The 18,371-nt window shown below is 35.6% G+C and carries 16 protein-coding genes, 1 tRNA gene, 1 rRNA gene and 1 pseudogene; 1 reads left to right on the forward strand and 18 read right to left on the reverse strand.

The window, feature by feature from the left end:
- From QM409_RS01555 to QM409_RS01640, 18 genes and pseudogenes are all read right to left on the reverse strand, one after another.
- A 16S ribosomal RNA gene (locus QM409_RS01555) occupies positions 1 to 349 on the reverse strand; the annotation flags it as partial.
- Positions 350 to 591: 242 nt separating this feature from the next.
- Positions 592 to 663: transfer RNA gene (locus QM409_RS01560), tRNA-Glu, on the reverse strand.
- A gap of 90 nt (positions 664 to 753) precedes the next feature.
- Positions 754 to 1,233: pseudogene (locus QM409_RS01565) on the reverse strand (sigma-70 family RNA polymerase sigma factor).
- Between the two features lie 119 nt (positions 1,234 to 1,352).
- A complete protein-coding gene (ftsH, locus tag QM409_RS01570; RefSeq protein WP_033684689.1) occupies positions 1,353 to 3,311 on the reverse strand; it encodes an ATP-dependent zinc metalloprotease FtsH in 1,959 nt (652 codons plus the stop codon).
- Between the two features lie 15 nt (positions 3,312 to 3,326).
- On the reverse strand, positions 3,327 to 3,869 hold the full coding sequence (hpt, locus tag QM409_RS01575) for a hypoxanthine phosphoribosyltransferase (protein WP_000892176.1): 543 nt from the start codon (positions 3,867 to 3,869) through the stop codon (positions 3,327 to 3,329).
- 4 nt (positions 3,870 to 3,873) lie between these two features.
- Complete coding sequence (gene tilS, locus QM409_RS01580) at positions 3,874 to 5,151, reverse strand: tRNA lysidine(34) synthetase TilS (RefSeq protein ID WP_414305019.1); 1,278 nt, start codon at positions 5,149 to 5,151, stop codon at positions 3,874 to 3,876.
- A complete protein-coding gene (locus tag QM409_RS01585) occupies positions 5,148 to 6,416 on the reverse strand; it encodes a class A beta-lactamase-related serine hydrolase (protein ID WP_265531136.1) in 1,269 nt (422 codons plus the stop codon). The genes tilS and QM409_RS01585 overlap by 4 nt, the downstream gene beginning before the upstream one ends.
- Positions 6,409 to 6,531: an SP_0009 family protein gene (locus QM409_RS01590; protein ID WP_000429334.1), complete on the reverse strand. Its 123-nt coding sequence runs from the start codon at positions 6,529 to 6,531 to the stop codon at positions 6,409 to 6,411. Before QM409_RS01590 ends, QM409_RS01585 begins: the two co-directional genes overlap by 8 nt.
- Before the next feature lie 4 nt (positions 6,532 to 6,535).
- Positions 6,536 to 6,904, reverse strand: coding sequence for a septum formation initiator family protein (locus tag QM409_RS01595; RefSeq protein WP_049515632.1), 369 nt, complete (start codon positions 6,902 to 6,904; stop codon positions 6,536 to 6,538).
- The gene (locus QM409_RS01600) at positions 6,897 to 7,163 is read right to left on the reverse strand and encodes an RNA-binding S4 domain-containing protein (RefSeq protein ID WP_001234978.1); all 267 of its coding nucleotides are present in this window, start codon (positions 7,161 to 7,163) and stop codon (positions 6,897 to 6,899) included. Before QM409_RS01600 ends, QM409_RS01595 begins: the two co-directional genes overlap by 8 nt.
- Before the next feature lie 57 nt (positions 7,164 to 7,220).
- A complete protein-coding gene (gene mfd, locus QM409_RS01605) occupies positions 7,221 to 10,724 on the reverse strand; it encodes a transcription-repair coupling factor (RefSeq protein ID WP_414305020.1) in 3,504 nt (1,167 codons plus the stop codon).
- Positions 10,725 to 11,294: an aminoacyl-tRNA hydrolase gene (gene pth, locus QM409_RS01610; RefSeq protein ID WP_000163938.1), complete on the reverse strand. Its 570-nt coding sequence runs from the start codon at positions 11,292 to 11,294 to the stop codon at positions 10,725 to 10,727. It lies immediately after the preceding gene.
- Positions 11,295 to 11,366: 72 nt separating this feature from the next.
- On the reverse strand, positions 11,367 to 12,482 hold the full coding sequence (gene ychF / locus QM409_RS01615) for a redox-regulated ATPase YchF (RefSeq protein ID WP_001218700.1): 1,116 nt from the start codon (positions 12,480 to 12,482) through the stop codon (positions 11,367 to 11,369).
- A gap of 84 nt (positions 12,483 to 12,566) precedes the next feature.
- Positions 12,567 to 12,761 carry a DUF951 domain-containing protein gene (locus QM409_RS01620; protein ID WP_061087393.1) on the reverse strand — a complete coding sequence of 65 codons (195 nt, stop codon included), beginning with the start codon at positions 12,759 to 12,761 and terminating at the stop codon, positions 12,567 to 12,569.
- A gap of 64 nt (positions 12,762 to 12,825) precedes the next feature.
- Positions 12,826 to 13,962 carry a DNA polymerase III subunit beta gene (gene dnaN, locus QM409_RS01625; RefSeq protein WP_414305021.1) on the reverse strand — a complete coding sequence of 379 codons (1,137 nt, stop codon included), beginning with the start codon at positions 13,960 to 13,962 and terminating at the stop codon, positions 12,826 to 12,828.
- 158 nt (positions 13,963 to 14,120) lie between these two features.
- Positions 14,121 to 15,482, reverse strand: a complete 1,362-nt coding sequence (gene dnaA, locus QM409_RS01630) for a chromosomal replication initiator protein DnaA (RefSeq protein ID WP_414305022.1) — start codon at positions 15,480 to 15,482, stop codon at positions 14,121 to 14,123.
- A 212-nt stretch (positions 15,483 to 15,694) separates the two neighbouring features.
- Entirely contained in the window at positions 15,695 to 16,453 is a 759-nt protein-coding gene (locus QM409_RS01635; protein ID WP_414305023.1) for a ParB/RepB/Spo0J family partition protein, read from the reverse strand.
- 57 nt (positions 16,454 to 16,510) lie between these two features.
- Positions 16,511 to 17,692 (reverse strand): S1C family serine protease, encoded by a 1,182-nt coding sequence (locus QM409_RS01640; protein WP_414305024.1) that lies wholly within the window; start codon positions 17,690 to 17,692, stop codon positions 16,511 to 16,513.
- A gap of 183 nt (positions 17,693 to 17,875) precedes the next feature.
- Here QM409_RS01640 and rlmH point away from each other — a divergent pair, with 183 nt between their 5' ends.
- The gene (rlmH, locus tag QM409_RS01645) at positions 17,876 to 18,355 is read left to right on the forward strand and encodes a 23S rRNA (pseudouridine(1915)-N(3))-methyltransferase RlmH (protein ID WP_414305025.1); all 480 of its coding nucleotides are present in this window, start codon (positions 17,876 to 17,878) and stop codon (positions 18,353 to 18,355) included.
- Positions 18,356 to 18,371 lie beyond the last annotated feature (16 nt).

Consider the following 18,371-nt stretch of genomic DNA (forward strand, 5'->3'; position numbering starts at 1 on the left):
GTAGGAGTCTGGGCCGTGTCTCAGTCCCAGTGTGGCCGATCACCCTCTCAGGTCGGCTATGTATCGTCGCCTTGGTGAGCCGTTACCCCACCAACTAGCTAATACAACGCAGGTCCATCTGGTAGTGGTGCAATTGCACCTTTTAAGCAAATGTCATGCAACATCTACTCTTATGCGGTATTAGCTATCGTTTCCAATAGTTATCCCCCGCTACCAGGCAGGTTACCTACGCGTTACTCACCCGTTCGCAACTCATCCAGAGAAGCAAGCTCCTCCTTCAGCGTTCTACTTGCATGTATTAGGCACGCCGCCAGCGTTCGTCCTGAGCCAGGATCAAACTCTCATTAAAAGTTTGAGTTCTCACTCATTTCTGTCACTGACAGATTTATTGTTTTTTTCATTGTTCAGTACTACAACCTTAGTTGTAGTGCCCTGCACATTGGTTCGTCTTGTTCAGTTTTCAAAGGTCTTTGTCACTCACTTCTCTCAAGCGACAACTATATTAGTATATCACAGCCGCTTTCGCTTGTCAACACTTTTTTGAAACTTTTTTAATCTTTTTTCATCAAGTGTTCCATCCGCAACATACCATAGTCCGTACGGGATTCGAACCCGTGTTACCGCCGTGAAAAGGCGGTGTCTTAACCCCTTGACCAACGGACCAGAGTTGTTTTCAACTCTTACTATTATACCGGCTTTTTGTTTTTTGTCAATAACTTTTTTCTAATTTTTTTCATTTTTTTACATGGCTTCTTACCGACTACGGATATCAAACTCCTTAAACACAATACGTAAGTCCCTTAGCACTCTTTGACGGCCTCGAAAGCGTTCATGTCTTAAGACTCGTTCTAACTCTTCTTGTTTGTCTTTACTTTGTTTGTTTCTATAATCTCTTAGTGTCTCATGAAAGAGATAATAGTCATCTAGCCAGAGTCCTCCCTCTCCTATACGATGACTAATTTCACCCACTTCTTCATAAGGTTCTTTATCATATCTACGCTTCTGGCTTTCTTACTTACGGATATAGTCTAGGATTCGATTCCGAAACTTGGTTTTGAAATATTTTCTTAAACGAGGAATATCTTCTGCCAGCTCTTCTTCTCTGCTAATCAATTCATGTAAGCAAATCATGCCCTCTTGGTCCCAATCCGATAGCTCCCATAAATGAAGGTAATATTCATTTCTACACTTATATACAATCCCCTGGACTTCTTCATATAATACTTTAATCATAATGTTCCCCTTTCTAGATACAGTCTAACAAATAATGAAACTAATTCGGTTCTTTTCCCCATTCTGTTCCCTACACCGTCTAAACTGCACAAAAAAGAGAGGACACGCCTCTCTCAGGGTTATTTTTCATCATTCATTTTTGACTTTACTTCATCATAAGATAATGCATGAGATTCCTCTTCTACGGTTTCAGGCATCTTTCCTGTTTCATAAAGAGCTTTAATTTGTGTACTATCCAATGTTTCGTATTTCAATAATGCTTCTGCAATCAACTTGTGAGTTTCACGATTTGATTGGATGATTTCAGCAGCTTTATTTCGTGCTTCATTTAATAATGAACGAACTTCTTCGTCAATTTCATAAGCTGTTTGTTCTGAAATTGATTTTTGAGGACTCTGTGCACCAAACATAGCATGGTTTCCTTCATATTGTACTGGGCCAAGTTTTTCACTCATACCGTACTCTGTAACCATTGCACGCGCCATTTGTGTCGCCTGTTCAAAGTCGTTTGAAGCTCCTGTAGTTTGGACATTAAAGATAATTTCTTCAGCTACACGGCCACCCATTAAACCAGCCAATTGCTCTTTCATATCTTCTTTAGATAGAAGCATTTGATCTTCCTTAGGAAGTGCAATCATGTAACCACCTGCACGGCCACGTGGTACAATTGTAACCTTATGGACAACGCGGGCATTCGACAAGACTAGACCAACAATGGTATGTCCTGCCTCATGGTAGGCAACCAATTCACGTTCTTTTTGTGAAACTGTCTTATCTTTCTTAGAAGGACCAGCAATTACTCTATCTTCTGCTTCATCAATATCTGAGGCATCAATTATCGATTTATTGCGACGAGCAGCGACTAAAGCAGCTTCATTCAATACATTCTCTAAATCAGCACCAACAAAACCTGGAGTTTGTTGAGCAACTAATTTCAAATCTACATCTTCTGCTAAAGGCTTGTTCTTAGCATGAACTTTCAAGATTGCTTCACGACCTTTAACATCAGGGCGACCAACCAATACTTTTCTATCAAAACGTCCTGGACGCAAAAGGGCAGGATCAAGTACATCTGAACGGTTTGTCGCAGCGATAACGATAATCCCTTCATTTCCCTCAAAACCGTCCATCTCAATCAAGAGTTGGTTCAAGGTTTGTTCACGTTCGTCATTACCTCCGCCAAGACCGACTCCACGTTGACGTCCAACAGCATCAATTTCATCGATAAAGATAATAGCTGGTGCTGCTTTTTTGGCATCTTCAAAAAGAGAACGAACACGGCTAGCTCCAACTCCAACAAACATTTCTACAAAGTCAGAACCTGAGATACTAAAGAATGGAACACCTGCTTCTCCGGCGACTGCTTTAGCAAGCAAAGTCTTACCTGTTCCTGGAGGTCCCTCTAGAAGGACACCTGCTGGAATACGGGCTCCAAGTTTTGTAAATCGTTTTGGATCTTTTAAAAATTCAACAACTTCAACTAGTTCTTGTTTTTCTTCCTCAGCTCCAGCAACATCTGAAAATCTTACTTTAATATCTTCTTTATTTGCGGCTTTAGCCTTACTACGTCCAAAACTCATTGGGTTACGGCTATTATTTCCTCCCATATTTCCCATCATAGAGAATAGGAAGAAGAAGAGAATACCGAATGGCACAATGGATACAAGAATATTAATCCACATACCACTTGAACTTTCATGCTTAACAGTTACTTCTGCCTTATGGTCAGAAGCAAGTTTTTGCAATTCTGATACTGTAGTATCTGAAGGAAGAATAATACTTGAAAATTTCTCTACTGTTGTAGCAGAAGGAGAAAAGAACTGGATACCTGTTTCTTCTTTACTTGTTTTAGGATTTTTATAAACACCTGAAACTTCGATAACACTGCCATTTGGTTGGTAAGTCAATTCTTTTACATTGTCATCGGTAATTTCTTTTACCAATTCTGTATAATTAATTTGCTCACTTTTCCCTGCAACACTACCTGTACTGAAATACTGGTAAGCTGTAACTAGGAAAAAAATAAGTAATAACCATAGAAAAGGATTTTTAATTAAACCATTATTTTGTTTTTTCATTAAAAATTGTTCTTTCTAATTTGAATACACTTCTTCTTTCAATACTCCAACATAAGGAAGGTTACGATAGTTTTCTTTGTAGTCTAAACCATAACCTACTACAAACTCATTTGGGATAGTAAAGCAAGTATAGTCTGCCTCAATTTCTACAACACGTCCTTCTGGTTTATCCAACAAGGTTGCAATGTTAACAGAAGCTGCTTCTCTTGCAATAAACATATCTCGCAAATTCTTCAAAGTTTGACCTGTATCAATGATGTCCTCTACAAATAGAACATGTCTCCCTTTAATATCTTGAGTTACATCTTGCTTGATATTGATGACACCACTACTTGCTGTTCCACCATGGTAGCTAGAAACCATCATGAAGTCCATTTCAATATGTGTGTCGATATGTTTAACCAATTCAGCCATAAAAGGAATAGATCCTTTTAAAATCCCGACTAAAATTGGATTTTTTCCTGCATAGTCTTTAGTGAGTTGAGCACCTAATTTTTTAGCAGCTTCTGTAATTTCATCGTGTGAAACGAGGATTTTTTTAATATCGTTTTCTAACATTTTTTTACCTATCTATTTTTTCTATATAAAGTACAGTGTTCATTATATCATTTTTCGTGTTTTTACTCAAATTACTGGTCGCAATTCCCAAAATTGAAACAATTTCACCAAATTGCTCAATAATCAGAGCAGATTTTCGCTTTTCCATAGGGATTTTCAAATCAATAAATAGACGTCTGAGTTTTTTTCTATGCCCATTTTGAATCAAAAAATCTCCTGTTTTTCGATGACGAATGTGTATTGATGTTTCCCGTGAAACAGGTACCTGCTGAATTAATTCACCTTCTAAAGGAAGTCCAAAGGAAAATAAATAACCTTGATAAGATACCTGATTTTGGTAGTGTAACACAAATTCATCTGCCTTTTCATCAGCCTGCGGACTGATTTTACAAATCCGAAACTGTTGATACTCTTTTACTAATTCATAACCATTTTTAAGCGGATGACGATACTGGCTTTTAGTTTTTAAAATTTGCCGAACTTCTTCAAACTGAGCTTTTGTAAGATTCAAATCTGGAAAACGATTCAGATAAGTTTGAAGTAAAACTCTTTGTGTCGACTCAGAGTAAGACAATAGCTGCCCTAAATTTTCTAGATCAATATTCTTAGATAATTCAGCTATAGCTAAGTCATAATCTAAAATTTCATTTCCGAGGCTTAAGATTGCATCTCTAAATCGAGGATTTTCTTTTTCTAATTCTGGTAAATAAGAGTTTCGAATACGATTGCGAAAATAATGATTTTCCTGATTTGATGTATCTTCAAAGTGAAAAATTGGTGAAAAGTCTTTTTTATGGAAATGCAAGAAGGGCCGAATAAGTTCTATCTCTCCGACTACTTGCTTCTCCTTAATTCCTGATAGATAGCGCAATCGAGTTCCTCTAATCAAACGCATCAAAATCGTTTCCACCTGGTCATCAGCATGGTGGGCAGTTACCAAGGCTGTCGCACCAGTCTTTATCATGACCTCTTTAAAAAAATCATAACGAAAATGTCGAGCCCGCGCTTCTGAAAATTCTCCTGAAAAATTGCTGATATAAATAGGAAGCTCTGCTTCAGCAGCTAACTTCCTTAATTCCTGTTCTTCCCAATCTGATTCTACTCTCTGCCTATGATTCACATGAGCTAGAATCAATTCAATTTCTAACTCTTTTTGATACGTAGATAACACCTTAAATAGAAACATAGAATCCAATCCACCAGAAAGAGCTAGCACCACCTTAGCATGCTTTTTGAAATATCCCTTTTTGAGAAAATGATTTAAAAAATCTTGTTTCCTCATTTTAGAACCTCATAAACATCCTTGGCTATCTTAGAAATCGTATCATAATCAGAATTTTTAGTGAAAATAGAAAGAATAAATGGAGAATCTGCATAGACAACACCCGTATCATGCTTAAATTCATCCGCATCTCCAATTTTATGAGCTACTTTAACAGAAACACCTTTGGCAATTCTCTCATTATCAAAATCTGTTTTAGTCAAAGACTCTAGCACAAATCCATTTTGATTATAAATAGCTTCCATGGCCTTCCCAGCCATCTTAGAAGAAATCAATTTTTCTTTTGAATCCCAATCATCTCCCATAATAGCAGACATCTTGGATTTAAATGTGGCATCAGATTGGTTTGAAATGTAATATCCCAATAGATTATGAGCTACATTGTCCGATTCTTTAGATACTTTCGTTATTAAGTCCTTGAGAGAATACTCTTTATTATCCTCTTTTTTAGGGAGGCTACCACTTCCCTCTGTTTTATAAGAACCTGGAAAATCATTGACTGATGATACGTATTTTATAGTCGTATCTAACTGATAAAGACCCTCATTTATTTTTTCTTGCGCATAATAGAGATAAGGTAGTTTTAAAACACTAGCTGCATACATCTTTTCATCTTGATTGATACCAGCTTCTTTTCCAGTAGTCAGTTGCTTAACATAAATAGAGAATGAATCCTTCTGATATTTTTCCGATAACATTTCTTGGACTTTACTCATCCGATTATCTTCTTCAGAAGTTGATTCTTTAGCTACCCATCCAGTCTGATCAATATGTAGAAATTCTCTTCCTTCTACAAACATGGTCTTATCGATTGATACCTGAGAATAAGCTGATAAGGATGATTTCACTTCTTTTAAGTCATAAGGACTATTGTACAGTTTAAAATCAGATTCTAACCATACTTTTTTTATTGTTGGAGTTACCTCTGATTGATCATATAAAAATCGTTTGTCTGCAGCAATAAATTGATGGTTGGATAACTTAAATACTGGAATTCCTTGTTTATTTAAACGCCACTCGGTTATTTGAAAACTTGTTTTGGGAGTTAATTTTCCAGATTCTACAACTAAATCTTCATTCGCATAGACAGGAACCTCTCCATAAACCATGGGAGAACTTAGCTTTTCTCTAAAATAAATACCAAAGTCAGATTGTGAAAGGTAATAAATTTCTTTCGAAGTATAGACTACTTCTTTTTCTGTGCTAACGACTTTTGAAATGGTCAAAAAACTCGGTAGCAACAAAATAATTAAGAACTTACGCATTCTTCCTTTCCTTTTCTTCTTGTAAACGCAATAATTGATTTTTATCAGCCAACTCTTCTAGTTTTTCATCCGATAGACTCAAAAATTGCTCAATTACGTCTAATAAATTTTCCATTTTATCACCTTGGGAGCAAGTCAGGAATCGTATAAACAGCTTCCCGATTCTTAGAATAATAATATTTTGCACGCATGTATTTAGCAGCATAATCTTCATCTTTCAACTTTGTGGCAAAAGCTGTCTCTTTCTCCTTTTCCTCACTCAAGGTTTGATACTGAGTTTGCAATTCTGATAACTGTTGACGTCTTTGGAGTAATTGATGATAGCTTTGAGCAAGATTATAAGTTGGTAAAATGAACAATAAAATCATCAAAATAAGAACCCAACCCATGAAACGATTACGTTTTTGTCGTTCTTTCATCAGATAGCGACGACGTTGGTGTTCATTTTGAATAAAAGAATTATTCAATTGTACGATATTTTTAGACATTTTCTTCTACCCGTGTTTCACTGATAATTTCATACATTCCTGCTGCATCTTCTTTTTTTGTACTATCCTTCATCTCTAGTACTTTTACAAGTAGCAACTTATTGCCAAAGCGAATTTCAACTTGGTCATTAACTTTCAAATCTGTTGAACTTTTAGCCAAAATTCCATTTACCTTAATTCTACCTTTATCTGCTACTTCCTTTGCGACTGTACGACGCTTGATAATTCGTGATACTTTTAAATATTTGTCTAATCTCATTTTTATTACCTCAAATTATTATTGTACCATTTTTATCCCTTTTATAGAAGAAAAATGTTATAGAGAATTACCGTCTTTCAACTCTTTTATCTCTAATAAACTTTCTCCAAAAATCAGCAGACCTTCTAAAATTTCATAGTCCTTCTTATTTCGAACGTCGAATACGACTTCCATTAATCCTTTGTTCTCAGCTATTGCTGCTTTTAAGTTTGTTGCGGATAAAGCTTTAAAATAATCTTGAGCCAAGAACAGTCGCTGAGTGACTTTTTCAAATTGAACTATAATCTTATTTTCTTTTCTTTCCACACGTTCTACAAAGACCTTGTCCAAATATGACTTGACCAAACCAATCTCTAAAAGATAGGCTACCACATCTGGGTATTCTCCAAAGCGGTCCATCAGCTCTTCTTGTAACTCTTCATAATTGACACGGTTGTCAATTTGACGAATTTTTTTATAAATTTCAATCTTATGTCGTTGGTCAGAAATATAAGTATCAGGAAGATAAGCATCAATTTGTAAAATCAACTCAGCATTTCCTTTGGTTCTTGTGTTCCCATTGCCGTTACGTTTAGCAATAGCTTCCTCTAATAACTGTGAATACAATTCAAAACCAACAGAATCAATGAAACCTGATTGGGATTTTCCTAGGAGATTTCCTGCTCCACGAATCGAAAGATCTCGCATCGCAATCTTAAATCCAGAGCCTAATTCCGTAAATCCCTTAATCGCTTCTAATCTCTTTTCAGAGACTTCACTGATTGATTTTTCTGGACGATACATAAGATAAGCATAAGCAATGCGATTACTACGACCGACTCTTCCTCTTAACTGATATAAGGTTGACAAGCCCATATGGTCCGCATTTTCAATAAATAAAGTATTAGCATTTGGAATGTCTACCCCTGTCTCAATAATGGTAGTCGTCACCAAAATATCATATTGTCCTTCAATAAAGTCCAGTAGAGTATTTTCTAACTGAATCTCACTCATTTGTCCATGAACATACCCAATCGAAGCCTCTGGAATCAACTCCTGTAATTCTGAAACCTTCTGGTCAATCGTGTCAACTTTATTGTAAAGATAGTAAACTTGACCTCCACGCTCCATTTCACGCAAGACAGCATCACGAATGACACTATCATTCTTTTCTAAAACATAGGTTTGAACAGGATAGCGATTTGTTGGAGGAGTTTCAATAACAGATAAATCTCTGATTCCCAGCATGGACATATGAAGGGTACGAGGGATTGGCGTTGCTGTCAAGGTTAGAACATCCACTTGTTTCTTCAACTCTTTCAAGGTTTCTTTATGCTTGACACCAAATCGCTGTTCCTCATCAATAATCATCAATCCTAAATCAGAAAACACAACATCTTTTGACAAAACACGATGTGTTCCAATCAAAATATCGACTTGACCGTTCTTTAGTTTTTCAAGTGTTTCTGCCTGCTCTTTTTTACTTCTAAAACGACTCAACACATCAATATTAACTGCAAAATTTTGGAATCGTTCCTTAAAATTCGTATAGTGCTGTTGCGCTAAAACCGTCGTCGGAACTAGAACGACCACCTGTTTGTTATCATTGACTGCCTTAAAGGCTGCACGCATAGCAACTTCAGTCTTTCCAAAACCAACATCCCCAACTAATAGCCTATCCATTGGCTGAGAATCTTGCATATCTCTCTTGATTTCCTCGATACTACGAAGTTGATCATCCGTTTCAACATAAGGAAAAGCATCATCAAAAGCATCTTGCTCTTCATCATCGGCTGAGAAAGCAAAGCCCTTCAACTGACTGCGTTCAGAATAGAGTTTGATTAAATCATCTGCTATATCCTCTACCTGGTTCTTAACTTTTTGCTTGGCTTTTTTAAAATGACCATCATTTAATTTATTGAGTTTTGGAGCTTTCCCATCACTTGAAACATATTTAGACAGTAACTGAATCTGCTCTACTGGGATAGAGATTTGATCACCATTTTGATATTGAACACTGACATAATCGCGGTGAATACCTTGGATTTCAATTGTTTCAATTCCTAGATATTGACCAATTCCATGAATATGGTGAACAACGTAGTCCCCTTTTTCAAGTTCATTATAATCTTTTAAGCGCTCTGCATTTGAAACATGTTGTCTTCGAAAACGACGTTTTAATTTCTTTTGAAAAATCTCATGCTCAGTAATCAAGAGAATTTTTTCATCTACAAAATGAAAACCATGTCTGAGATTGCCCTCGATTAAGTTTACAGATTCTTTACAGATACTTGACTTATCTCTAGAATCCAATTTAATCTGGTATTCCTCTAAAATATCCTCCAATGTTTTACTTCCCATTGAATTGCTAGACTGCAAGATAATAGTGTAGTCCATTTTTTTATATCGTTCAATTTCTTCTTTTAGAAAAGAAAATTGATTGAAAAATTCCTGCATGGGATATTGATTAAATTGATAAACCTGGTCAAACTTGAGATTTCCTAGCCCCTTTTGAAGATTAGAGAAAAAGGTCACTGGACTTTGTTTTTTATAGACTTGATCAGTATTAGCAAAATAGTGCATCTCAGAAAATGCTTTACTATTCTGTAACTCTTCTGTAAAGTATTGCGCTAATTCTCTTTCAAAGACTTCATACTGATTCATCAATTTCTGGTAATCATCAAAGAATATTGGCGTATCTTTTTTTATATAATCAAAGACAGTCCATGATTTCTCATAACACAAAGATAAAAATTTCCGAGAATCTGAATGTACTTGTCTTTGATGAAAACCTGAAAGAATTTCTTCTAGGTAGGATTTCAGAATCGGCGATAGAGTTTTTGAAATTTGTTTTTCTAAAGCTGACTGTCCTCGCTGATAATCCTTTTCTCTCAAAAGTATGTCGCTAGCTGGAAAGATGGTGAGTTCTGTCTGATTTTCTTTCGATAATTGTGTTTCTACTTCAAATGACCTAATACCATCAATTTCATCACCAAAAAACTCAATTCGGCAAGGTTCTAACTGGGATATTTCAAAAATATCTAAAATATCTCCTTGCAGACTAAATTCGCCCTGAGTTTGTACTTGAGTAACTTTTCGATAGCCTATTTCCTTTAACTGATGGATAAGCACGTGTTGGTCATATTCTTCACCAACTGTTATTTTTACAATACTATCTTTAAATGCAGTCGGAGAGGGTAAAATCAATCGACTTGCTGCGATATTACAAACTAAAATTCCTCTCTTAGATGAATCAGTCAAAAAACGCAAGGCTTCAACCCGTGAAATGATTTTTTCTTGTGAAGACATCAAAAACTCGACCATAGGGGAGTCATCTACCAAAAATGGATAGACAAGTTCCTCACCCAAGATAGAGATAAGATCACTAATAAGACCTTCTGCTTCTCCATAAGTTGATGTCAATAAAACAATCTTATCTTCTTTCTTCAAACTACTAGCGATTGCTAAAGCTTTTGTAGAAGTTGACAAACCTAACATTAATTGTCTTTTCTTATCTGTCAGATTTTGATGCCATTTTTTAATCTGATCATTTTCTGAGAATAAATCTAATAAGGTTAACATTTATCCGTTATACCTCTGCATTGTTTTCTCAAAATTTTTCTCTTGTAAATAGTAGTTTACAGAATCGTCAACTTTGTCAATAGACTGTAAAATACCAATATAATCATCCTTGTCAAAGGTACTCAAAACATGGTTAACAACTGACATTCCATTTTTAGGTCTTCCGATTCCAATCTTAACACGATTAAAGGTTTGGGTTCCAATATGTTGAATAATAGACTTGATACCATTATGACCACCTGCGGATCCCTTTGCTCTTAAACGAATCTTTCCAACTTCCATGTCAAGATCATCATAAATGATGAGTAAATCTTCAATATCCAAACCATAGTAAGTCAATAAAGCATGAACCGCTTTTCCACTTTCATTCATAAATGTCGTTGGTTTGACAAGATAAATTTTTTCTCCATTTAGGAAAAAGGATGCTAGGTCAGCTTGAAATATCTTATCGTGTGTAAAAGTGACATTCTGTTTCTTCGCTAGTTGGTCAATCAACATAAAGCCAACATTGTGTTTTGTTTCAAAATATTTATCTCCTGGATTTCCCAAGCCTACAAGTAATTTGGTCATTTATTTTTCCTTTCAAAAGCCAAAAGGGTTGGAATTTTTTTCCAACCTAATTGACACTATTCATTAATTTTTTTAGACATTAAAGCGGAATTCCATGATATCGCCGTCTTGGACGATATATTCTTTTCCTTCTTCACGCAAGCGTCCAGCTTCTTTTACAGCTTTTTCAGAACCGTATTTCACTAGATCCTCATATGACATGGTAACTGCACGAATAAAGCCTTTTTCAAAGTCTGAGTGGATAATACCAGCTGCTTGAGGAGCTTTCATACCACGTTTAAAGGTCCAAGCGCGAACTTCTTTTTCACCAGCTGTGAAGTAAGTTCCAAGTCCAAGTAAGTGATAAGCTGCGCGAGTCAACTTGTCAACGCCTGATTCTGTCAACCCAAGTGCTTCAAGAAATTCTTGCTTATCTTCATCATCTAACTCAGAAATTTCTTCCTCAGCACGCGCAGAAATAACTACTACTTCAGCATTTTCTGTTGCTGCAAATTCACGAATTTGTTTGACATAGTCGATAGAATCTGGATCTGAAACCACATCCTCATCTACATTGGCAACATAAAGAACTGGTTTAGTTGTCAAAAGGAAGAGACCTTTGACAACTTTTTGTTCTTCATCTGTAAATTCGATGGTGCGAGCTGATTTTCCATCTTCAAGTACTGGTTTAATCTTTTGAAGAACATTAAATTCTGCTACTGATTCTTTATCTTTTTGCGTACGTGCCATCTTTTCTACACGCGCATATCGTTTGTTCACTGATTCTAAATCAGCAAGAATCAACTCTAGGTTAATCGTATCAATATCTGCAAGTGGATCCACAAAGGCATCTTCACGTCCTTGTTCACGCATGACATTTTCATCATCAAAAGCACGAACTACGTGAACAATCGCATCTACTTCACGAATATTGGCCAAGAATTTATTTCCTAGCCCTTCTCCTTTTGAGGCTCCTTTTACAATCCCTGCAATATCTGTAAATTCAAATGTTGTTGGCACTGTCTTTTTAGGAGTGATCATTTCAGTCAATTTTTGTAGACGTTCATCTGGAACTTCCACCATTCCAACGTTTGGATCAATAGTCGCAAATGGGTAGTTCGCTGCCTCTGCTCCTGCTTTTGTAATTGCATTAAATAGTGTTGATTTACCAACGTTTGGCAAACCAACGATACCTGCTGTTAAAGCCATATTTTTTCATTCTCCGTTTTCATTTCAATCCCTAATATTATAACACAAAAAGGGAAAACTTGCTAATCCTCTAACTAAGGCTTCTTAGTCAATAATTTTATTCATTTTTCGATCAAAATCATAGCGTCCCATCATGACAACATGGTCACAATTGCTACATTTGATTTTGATATCTGCTCCTACACGTGTAATTTCCCAACGATTAGCCTTTTTACCAGTCGACTTGATGATACAAGCGTGTGGTTTTTTCATTTCAACAAAATTTCCAACTTGATACATACTACTCTCCTTTTCTTTTTCGATTATATCATAAAAGAGGCGAGCTAAGCTCAACCTCTTTCACTTAATTTGTACGGACTGGTGTAATGAGCTGCATGAAGTCCTCGTCAGTATCTGCTGGCACAAGAGTAAATGGACGAACAGCTGAGATAAAGCTAATGGTCACCTTTTCGCTATTTAAAGCTTTAAGAGAATCAATCAAGTAAGTTGGGTTGAAACTAATGGTCAAATCTTCACCAGTAACCTGCTCTGTATCGATGTCTTCGTTTACTTTACCAACTTCTGGAGAGTGAACATGGGCGCTAACAACCCCATCTTTAATTTCAAGCTTCACAGTACCATTTTGAGTCGCACTTGATAAAAGGCGAGCACGTTCCATTGACTGACGTAAGTTTACCACATCAAAAGTAATTGTAGTGTTAAAGTCCGTTGGAATCAAGCGATCTGTATCAGGATAGTTACCTTCTAACAAACGAGTATAGAAGCTAATATTTTCACTTCTAAATAGGATTTGGTTGTTGGCAAAGAAAATCTCTACAGTTTCAATATTGTCTGTAAATACTGCTGAAAATTCACGTAGAGAACGGCTAGGAATAACGACATCAAAATCATCACTATTTTTCTCAAGAGTTAATTTTTTCTGGCTTAGACGATGAGAGTCTGTCGCAACTGTTTTTAGCTCTTTGTGTTGGCTCAATACGAAGTGAACACCTGTCAAAATTGGACGACTCTCTTGTGTACTTGCAGCAAATGCTGTTTCATTGATAATTTTCTTGAGTAATTTTGTTTCAAGAACCAAAGGAGTGCTTGCTGAAATTTCTTGAATTCGTGGATATTGTTCGCTATCTTTTCCTTTTAGGGTAATTTCTGATTTGCCACTGGTTAAAACAATTTGATTTTGTTCAATTTCTTTAAAATCAAGAGTCACATCTGGAAGACTAGATACCACATTGATGAAGAAAGAAGCTTCAAGAAGAATCGAACCTAAAGAAGTAATTAACAAACCAGCATCTTCATTTTTTTGAGAAATAAAATTTTCAATTGAAATTTGACCATTTGAACCAATTAAAGTAACACCTTCATTAGTTACGTCAATTTTGACAGTTGATAAAATAGGGATGGCATTTTTAGAGCTAATAGCTCTTTTAGTTGTATTTAAGGCTTGTAGAAATAAATTTTTATTAATTGAAAAATGAATCATGGATTCTCCTTTATTTATTTTTAGTATTAGAAGGATAATAGTAATAATAGAGTCTGTGAAATCTGTGGAAAACAGACTTAAAGTAAGTCATATCAAGATTTTTGGCTTGTTTAAAAAATGTGGATAAAAAAGATAAAAAAGCGAAAGTTATCCACAAGTTATTTTATTTTCTTTTTGATTGATTCAATTTCTAAACGTAAATTATCGTCTTCGTCAATCAAAGATTTAATTTTTGCATGGGCGTGAATGACTGTTGTATGATCTTTTCCACCAAATTCCTTCCCAATTTTTGGAAGACTATTATCTGTTAATTCTCTAGATAAATACATGGCTACTTGACGGGCCAAAACAATATTTTGAAGGCGTCTGCTTCCCTTCATTTCTTTGACACTAACACCATAGAAGTTCCCTACTTCAGTTTGGATTTTATCAATTGGAATGACGAGGATTTGGCTAACATCTTGTTTTCGAGCTCTAATAGCTTCTGCAGCAACATCAATCGTAATATCTTTGATTTTCTTTACTCTAGCAACTAAGGTGATGTCATTAATTGCTCCCTCAAGGTCTCGAACATTTGAATCAAATTGACCTGCTAAGTATTCTAGGGTATCACTTTGGAAATTGTAGTCCAAATGTTCTGTTTTGCTTTGTAAAATGGCAATACGTGTCTCAAAGTCAGGTGGTGTGATGTTTTGCGTCAACCCCCAGCTAAAGCGCGTGACAAGTCTTTCTTCAAGTCCCTCTAAGTGTTTAGGACTACGATCACTAGTCAGAACAATTTGTTTTTGATTGCTATGGAGAACATTGAAAGTATTGAAAAATTCTTCTTGAGTTGCAACTTTTTTTCCACTCAGCGATTGGATATCATCAATTAAGAGGAGATCAAGGCTACGGTAAGTTTTTTTGAACTTTTCCATTTCACCCAGTCTCAGGTGTTCAAGAAAGTCGTTTATAAAGCTTTCAGCAGGGATATACTTCACACGCGCATCAGGAATATTTTTCAAAATCTCATTCCCAATTGCATTGAGTAAGTGAGTCTTCCCAAGCCCAGGTCCTCCATAGATAAAAAGAGGATTATAGGTCAGAGCCAAATCTTCAGAGACAGCCAAGGCGGCTGATACTGCCCAAACATTTCCATCCCCTTGAATAAAATTATCAAAGGTATACTTTTCTTTTAATCCAGTATCCGAATAAGGAATAGATGCTAACTTTGGACTATAGTCATAAAGAGTTGAATTTGTAGCTTCTTCAACTTGTGAGATAGTCGTGTCTTGAGGTTTTGTGAAAATATAGTGGGGAGTTATTTCAGCATCATAAATCTCAAAACCAGCTACTACAATGATATCTTTTAGTTGTTTTTTCCAGACCATTTCCATTTCAGATCGTGGTAAAAATATAGTGGCAACATTTTCCTCTACCTTGATGAGTTCAGCTTGAATAGCATAGAAATCATACATGGATCGAGTTAGTCTTTCTTGAGCAAATTCTAATATACGATTCCAAAATTGTTTTTCTTTCAATCCTTTCCCCTCCTTTACTATTTAAAAGTTTAATGCTAGACTTATTTTACCATAGATAGTAAGAATTTTCCACAAGCTGTGAAAAATAATCCACAATGTTATCATCTTTTATCCACAGGTTGGGGATAAAATTAAAAACTATTGATTTATTAAGCTTTTTATTGAAAAAAATAGTGGATAACCTTGTGAGATAAAAAAATAAAAGAACAGCCTTATTTCAGGCTGTTGATAATTCTACTATATTCTTCTTGATTTGAAAAAGAAATAATGATTTTTCCACTATCTTTTTTAGACAGTTTGATTTCTACATCTAATCCGAGTTGTTTTTTTAACTGTTTTTCTTCATTTTGTATGAAATGATCATTTTTTTGCTGTTTCTTTTGTTTTTTATCTGTCAGAAGAGCTTCTAACTTCCTTACAGAAATGTCTTCTTCTATAATTCGTTGAAAGAAATAGTCTTGTTGTTCCTTATTCAACCCAACTAGCGAACGCGCATGGGCTTGTGATAGTTTGCCATTTTCTACTTCTGATAGGATAACATCTGGTAAGGAAAGCAAACGAATGGAGTTACTGATATAAGGACGAGACTTGCCCATTTTATCTGCAATTTCAGCATGGGTAAATCCTTTCTCTACTAGAGATTCATAGGCGCGTGCTTCTTCTATTGGATTCAAATTTTCTCTCTGTAAATTTTCAATGATGGACTGGACCATCATCTCTTGGTCTGAAAGTTGTTTAACAACAGCTGGGATAGACGTCAGACCAGCTAAAAGTGAAGCCCGATAGCGTCTCTCTCCTGCAAGGATTTCATAACCAATAACAGGAGATTGACGAACAATAATCGGTTGAATGACCCCATTTTCTTTGATAGACTGTGCTAGTTCATGTAGTTTTTCTCTATCAAATTCTTTTCGAGGTTGATAGGGATTTTTTTGTATATCCGTGATAGAAATCATTTCAAATTTTTCCATGATTCTACACTAACATATCTTTTCTCTTATGTAAAGCTTTCTTTACATAGATGTCAATTAAGATTCTAAATCACCTGAACTCTTGTCAAGTTTAATAGATGTAGTGTCTTCTTTACCGTTACGATAGTAGGTTATCTTAATGGTGTCTCCGATAGAATGATTGTAAAGAGCGCTTTGTAAGTCTGTTGATGAAGCAATCTCTTTGTCATCTACTTTGGTAATCACATCGTATTTTTCAAGGTGACCATTGGCAGGCATATTACTTTGTACAGAACGAACAACTACACCAGATGTTACACTGCTTGGAATATTCAGTCTTCTAATATCACTTGTATTAATATTTGAGAGATTGACCATTTGGATACCCAAAGCTGGACGCGTCACTTTTCCGTTCTTTTCTAACTGTTCAATAATATTGATAGCGTCATTTGCAGGGATTGCGAAACCAAGACCTTCTACAGAGGTTCCTCCATTTGTAGCAATTTTACTTGAGGTAATTCCGATAACCTGTCCTTGAATATTAATCAGTGGGCCACCAGAGTTACCTGGGTTAATAGCAGTATCAGTTTGGATGGCTTTTGTAGAAATAGCTTGTCCATCTTCAGATTTTAAGGACACATTTCGATTGAGGCTAGATACAATACCCTGAGTAACAGTATTTGCATATTCAGAACCCAATGGGCTACCAATAGCAATAGCAGTTTCTCCTACAGTTAACTTACTAGAATCACCAAATTCAGCTACTGTCGTCACTTTTTCTGAAGAGATTTTGACGACAGCAATATCAGAGAAAGTGTCGGCTCCAACAATTTCTCCAGGTACTTTAGTCCCATCTGACAAGCGAATATCTACTTTACTAGCACCGTTTATAACGTGATTGTTGGTAACAATGTAAGCTTCTTTGTCATTCTTTTTATAAATAACCCCAGATCCTTCACTAGAGATTTGCTGAGAATCTGTGTCACTATCATCATTGCCAAATACGCTATTTTGTCTGTTTGCCGAATAAGTAATAACAGAAACAACAGCATCTTTTACTTTATTAACAGCCTGAGTGGTTGAATTTTCGTTTTTATAGGCAGTCTGTGTGATAGTGCTATTGTTGTTAGAGCTACTTACACCACTTTTTTGAGTTAGTTGAGTTATTGAAAAACTACCCAAGGCTCCACTAAAAAAGCTAAGGACGATAACGACTAATAATTGAAACCATTTTTTATAAAATGTTTTTAAATGTTTCATATTTGCCTCCATTTGTTTGAAATTACTGAAAGTATAAACTGACTAGCTTAATTATAACTTAAAAACAAAAGTTTTTCACAGATTGTGGATAACTTTTAAAAATCTGTGGTTTTCTAGGTGAAATTTAACCTTTTGTTTTGTGAATAAGATGTGAAAAAATAGAGAATATGTTAGAATAGAGTCATGAAAATTAAAGTTATAACAGTTGGGAAACTGAAAGAAAAGTATTTAAAAGATGGCATCGCAGAGTATTCAAAACGAATTTCTCGATTTGCTAAACTTGAAATGATTGAGCTAGCAGATGAAAAGACACCAGATAAGGCCAGTGAGTCAGAAAATCAAAAGATTTTAGAAATAGAAGGTCAGAGAATTTTATCAAAAGTTGCTGACCGTGATTTTGTTATTGTATTGGCTATCGAAGGGAAAACTTTCTCCTCAGAAGAATTTAGTAAACAATTAGAAGAAGCTTCTATAAAAGGATTTTCTACTCTTACCTTTATTATTGGGGGGAGTTTAGGATTGTCATCAGCTGTAAAAAAGAGATCCAATCTTTCTGTCAGTTTTGGCCGTTTAACCTTGCCCCATCAGTTAATGAGACTAGTCCTTGTTGAACAAATCTATCGGGCTTTTACAATACAGCAGGGCTCGCCCTATCATAAATAGAAAATTGACTTTCAAT

Origin of the sequence: Streptococcus mitis (assembly GCF_047465045.1) — a bacterium.
Classification (GTDB): Bacteria; Bacillota; Bacilli; order Lactobacillales; family Streptococcaceae; genus Streptococcus; species Streptococcus mitis_DT.